This is a genomic window from Microbacterium sp. Bi128 (assembly GCF_918698205.1).
Genome location: NZ_CAKKMM010000312.1, coordinates 1 through 4,903, shown reverse-complemented (window position 1 = coordinate 4,903; position 4,903 = coordinate 1). Strand labels below are relative to the sequence as shown.

Here is a 4,903-nt window from a genome sequence, read left to right as displayed (position 1 = left end):
GTCCGGGAGCTGCTTGGCGTAGAAGCCGCCCTTGGCGCCCGTCGGAACAATGACGGCGTTCTTGACGGTCTGCGCCTTCACCAGGCCCAGGATTTCAGTGCGGAAGTCCTCGCGCCGGTCCGACCAGCGCAGGCCGCCGCGGGCCACCTTGCCGAAGCGCAGGTGCACGCCCTCGACCCGGGGCGAGTAGACCCAGATCTCGAACATCGGCCGCGGGAAGGGCAGGCCCTCGATCAGGGACGGATCCAGTTTGAAGCTCAGGTGGGGCTTGTTCTGGAAGTAGTTCGTGCGGAGCGTGGCCTGGATCAGGTTCTTGAACGTGCGCAGCAGGCGGTCGGCATCGAGGGTCGCGACCTGCTCGATCGCTGCATCCAGTCCGGCGAGGACCTCTACCTCCCTGAGCACGCGGTCGGAGTCGCTGAGCGCCGGGTCGAACCGCGCTGTGAACAGGGCGCTGAGTCCCCGGGTGACGTCCGGGTTCGCCAGCAGGGTGTCAGCCAGGAATCCGAAGGAGTTGGTGTTGCCCATTTGCCGCATGTACTTGGCGTAAGCGCGCAGTACGACAACCTGGCGCCAGTGCATGCCCTCCCGCAGTACCAGCCGGTCGAAGCTGTCGGATTCCACGGCGCCGGTCACGGCGGCGCCGAAGAACTCGCCCAGCAGCTGGCCGGTGGCTTGGGGATCCACGCCGGCGGGGTACTTGAGGCCGAGGTCGTAGAGGAAGAAGTCCCGGTGATCCGCGGTCTCGATCTCGAACGGGCGTTCGTCCAGGACCTCGAGGCCGAGGTTGTGGAAGTACGGCAGGATCTGGCTCAGGCTCTTCGGCTCCAGCATGTAGAGCTTGACGCGGGCGTCCTCTTCCAGTGTGGCTCCGGCGCCGTCGGGGAGGTACACGTGGACGCCCGGGTGCTCCTTGACGGCTTCGCCGGCCCGTTCGGCCGCGGCACCGTACTTTTCGAAGCGGTCGATGTCCTGCAGCGCGTCTTCGATCTCGTAGTCCACCCGGTATCCGGCCGGGAACGCCTCGGCCCAGACCGCTGCCAGTTCCTTGGCGCCGTCCTCCTTGGTGCCGCCGTCGCCGCGGGCGCGCAGAACTTCGGAAATGCCTTCGCCCCAGGAACGGGCGGCCCGGACCAGCCGCTTCTCCAGTTCGTCGCTGTTGACATTGCTGACGTCGGCGTCCTTGGGCAGCCGGATCCGGAAGAAGAGGCGGGCCAGAGCGGACTCTGTCATGCGCGCCTCATAGTCGATGGAGACGGCGTTGAAGGTCTCCCGCAGTTCCTGCTCAATGCGCAGGCGGACGTTGGTGGTGTAGCGGTCGCGGGGCAGGTAGACGACGGCGGACATGAAGCGGCCGTAGATGTCGGGGCGGAGAAAGAGCCGCGTCCGGCGGCGTTCCTGCAGCCGCTGGATGCCGGTGGCGATGGCGGCGAGGTCCGGGATTTCGATCTGGAAGAGCTCATCGCGCGGATAGGTTTCAAGGATGCCGAGGAGGTCCTTGCCCGAGTGCGAGTCCGGCGGGAAGCCGGCGTCGCTGAGAACAGCGGCGACTTTCTCCCGGACTACGGGGATATCGCGGACGGAACCGGCGTAGGCGGTTGTGGCGAACAGGCCGATGAAGCGGCGTTCGCCGTTGACGTTGCCGGCCGCGTCGAAGCTTTTAACGCCTATGTAGTCCAGGTACGCCGGGCGGTGCACGGTGGAGCGGGAGTTCGCCTTCGTGATCACGAGTGCGCGCTTCTCACGGGCCTTCTTCCGGCCGGCCTCGGTGAGGTGCTGGACCTGGCGGGTGTCCGCACCGGCGCGGAGCAGGCCGAGGCCGCTTTCCTCGCGCAGTTCCAGGACATCCTCGCCGGATTCGTTCACGAGGTCGTATTCGCGGTAGCCGAGGAAGGTGAAGTTCCCGTCATCGAGCCAGCGGAGCAGGTCCTGGGCCTGGCGCAGCTCGGCAATCTGCGCCCGGTTGGCCACCCGGTCCAGATCCGCGGAAATTTCAAGGGCTTTCGTGCGCATCTTCGGCCAGTCTTCGACTGCGGCGCGGACGTCGCCAAGCACGCGGGAGATTCCCTTGACCAGCTCCGCGCGCTTCTCCTCGCCGACGAGGTCGATCTCGACGGCGATCCAGGATTCCATGTGCGAGGCGTTGTCGCCCTCGGCGATCAGGTGGGAGAGGTTCGGCATGGCCGCCGTGTCACCGCTGGAGATGCCCAGGTGGGAGGGGACGCGGGCCACCTTGACGAGGTTCCCCGTCTCCCGGTTGCGGGTCACCACGAAAAGCGGGTGCAGCACGAGGTGGATGGGCGCGTTCTGGCGGACCAGCTCGGCGTTGACGGAGTCCACGAGGAAGGGCATATCGTCGGTGACGATGTACAGGACGCTGCAGTCTGCCTCGTCACGAAGGTCGATGTTCGCGATGCCCGGCTTCCGCGTCGCCGCGATCTGGCGGTGGGTTTCGGTCCTTGCCGTCAGGACTTCCTGGGGATAGGCCCGGAAATCCTCCTCCGCGAGGTGCTCGTAGTAATCCCCGAGGTAGCTTTCGCTGCTACCGATCGAAACGGGCTGATCCTCCACGCTGGACCCAGACGACATCGAAACGCCTCCATAAAAGAAGTTCACAGCCGCCTCTTTGCGGCCCTTACGTTGACCCTAACCCTTTGCCCGGCGTCGTGCTGTGGAAGAAAAGACAAAGGATTTCTTATTTCGCTGGGCAGGTGCACAAACCAAAATGGCGATCGCGTGCCTCAACTCGGACTCAGGGGCGGATTCGAGCAAAAGTGCCCCGGACAGGAGGGCGGCGTCGCTCGCCGCGGGGTCGGACGGCAGGAACGCCGACAACGGCGCCGAGGGGCCGTACCGCTCCCAGGCGGCCCGCAGCTGGCGTTCGGGCGAGCGCCCAACGGCGGAGGTCCTGACTTTGTTCAGGACCACTTGCGGCGCCGCCTGCGGGACGGCCGCCCGAAGCTCGGCGAGGCCGCGGACGAGCCTCGGCACCCCGATGGAGTCCGCCGCCCCGACGGCAAAGACCGTGTCGGCCAGCTCCAGGCTTCGCAGGGTCGCGGCGTTGCGGCGCGGCGCGCCACTGTCAAAGCCAAGCTCGTCATCGGCTTCGAGGCAGAAGCCGGTGTCCACCACAGTGACATCCGCAATCTCCCGGGCCCGCTCCAGCACCAGTGTGAGGGCCGCGGCGCGCAGTTCCGTCCAGCGGTCCGCCCGCGTAATCCCGGTGAGCACCCGCAGCGCGCCGGCCTTGGTCGGCACGGTCGTGGCGATCCTGAGCAGGGCATCGGCGTCAAGCAGGCCCTGGTCTGCCAGCCGGCAGGCCTGGGCCAGCCCGGCGGCCTCGTCAAGCAGACCCAGGAGGGCGGCCACGCTGGCACCGTAGCTGTCGGCGTCGACCAGCAGCACGGAATGGCCTTCCGCGGCCAGCTCCCCCGCGATGTTTGCGGCCACCAGGGTCCGGCCCGGCGCGCCGGCCGGACCCCAGACCGCAATGATCCGACCCTTCGCGCCTGGGCTTGCGGTGACGGTGTGCGCCCCGGAAGACCGCGGCACCTGCCCTGCGGCGGCGACGGGCGCGGCGCCGTCACCCGCGGCCGGTCCCGGGCCCTCTCCGGTGCCACTGAGCTGCGCCACCGCTGCGGAAATCCGGGCCGCCAGGGCCGCGGCGTCAACGGCCCGGGCTTCCGCTGCCACGCCAATGGTCCGCAGGCGGACAATTTCCTCCGGATTGTCGGTCAAGGCGATGACGACGACGCCGACGGCGGACAGCCGGTCCACCAGCGAGGCCGTCAGCTCTTCGCTGCCGGCCGCTACGACGGCGGCGCGGGCCAACCCGCTCTGGCAGGCGGCCAGCAGTTCCGCCAGCTCGCTGCACCGCCGGACAACGGACACGGGCCCGTGCAGCCGCTCCAGTCCGCCGACCAGGTCATCGCGGGAGTCCCCCACAGTCACCACGGGAATGCTCATCGCGAGGTACCGCCCGGGTTCCACACGACCGCGATCTTTGCTTTGTTGGCCTGGGCCCCCAGCAACTTGGGCATCTGGGCGTCGGGAACGAGCACCATGACCACCGTGGAACGTGAGGAGCCCAGGGCTGTGCTGCCCGGGGTGATCTGGGCAATTTCGGCGCCGGAGAGGAGCAGGGAGGGCTCGCTGAAGCCGTTGCGGGTATCCGGCAACGCCACCCAGACATCCACGCGCGAGCCCGCCACGGCCTGGGCGGGAAGGGTCTCCTCGACGGTGACAGCCACGGGCTTGCGGTCTAGCCCGTCGAGCTGCCCGACACTCTCACGCGGCAGCAGCTGGTCCTTGCCGATCCGCTGCACGGCCACAAGTCCGGCATCCAGGCCGGCCTCCGGGGTCAGGTAGTGCTGTTCCACTTCGCCGAGCCGCACCTTGACCCGGTGCAGCTTGTCAGTTGTCAGCGTCTCGCCGACGGCGATCGGCTCCCGCGCCGCGTACGCTTCCGTGGTCTGGTCCGCGGCGCCGACCAGCGAGACCACGCCAACGACGGATGCCAGGACCAGCAGGATTCCGACGAGGAGCCGGGGGTCTTTCCAGGACGGCCTTTTCAAACGGGCCCCTTCGGCTGCCGCGCTTCCACTCATGCGTCCGCTCCCCCTGTCGTCGCCGTCCATTCCCGGATGCCGGGCACCCCTATTGTTGCGCCCGGGCCGCCCGGGTGGAAGATCCGGGACCAAACAGGCGCAAACTGTGGATAACGGCACCAGTAGGCCTCAACGGTGGCAAAATGGATTCATGCCCCGATTCCTGACTCTCGCTGACGTTGCCGAGCAGCTCCAGATCAACTCTCCGGCCGCCTACGCGCTCGTTCGCAGCGGAGAGCTGAAGGCAATCCAGGTGGGCGGACGCGGCCAGTGGCGCGTCGAGGAGAAGATGCTCG

At 67.9% G+C, this 4,903-nt stretch carries 4 protein-coding genes; 1 reads left to right on the top strand and 3 read right to left on the bottom strand.

Features of this window, described 5'->3' with window-relative positions:
- The 3 genes from LQV45_RS17840 to LQV45_RS17830 form a co-directional block, all read right to left on the bottom strand.
- On the bottom strand, positions 1-2,589 hold a 2,589-nt coding region (locus LQV45_RS17840; RefSeq protein ID WP_230008168.1), incomplete at its 3' end, for an NAD-glutamate dehydrogenase domain-containing protein.
- A gap of 57 nt (positions 2,590-2,646) precedes the next feature.
- Positions 2,647-3,966: a P-loop NTPase gene (locus LQV45_RS17835; RefSeq protein WP_230008167.1), complete on the bottom strand. Its 1,320-nt coding sequence runs from the start codon at positions 3,964-3,966 to the stop codon at positions 2,647-2,649.
- A complete protein-coding gene (locus LQV45_RS17830) occupies positions 3,963-4,607 on the bottom strand; it encodes a hypothetical protein (RefSeq protein ID WP_230008166.1) in 645 nt (214 codons plus the stop codon). The genes LQV45_RS17835 and LQV45_RS17830 overlap by 4 nt, the downstream gene beginning before the upstream one ends.
- A gap of 151 nt (positions 4,608-4,758) precedes the next feature.
- On the opposite strand from LQV45_RS17830, the gene LQV45_RS17825 reads away from it, so the two are divergent.
- Positions 4,759-4,903 (top strand): helix-turn-helix domain-containing protein (locus tag LQV45_RS17825; RefSeq protein WP_230008169.1); only part of this gene is annotated, 145 nt, incomplete at its 3' end.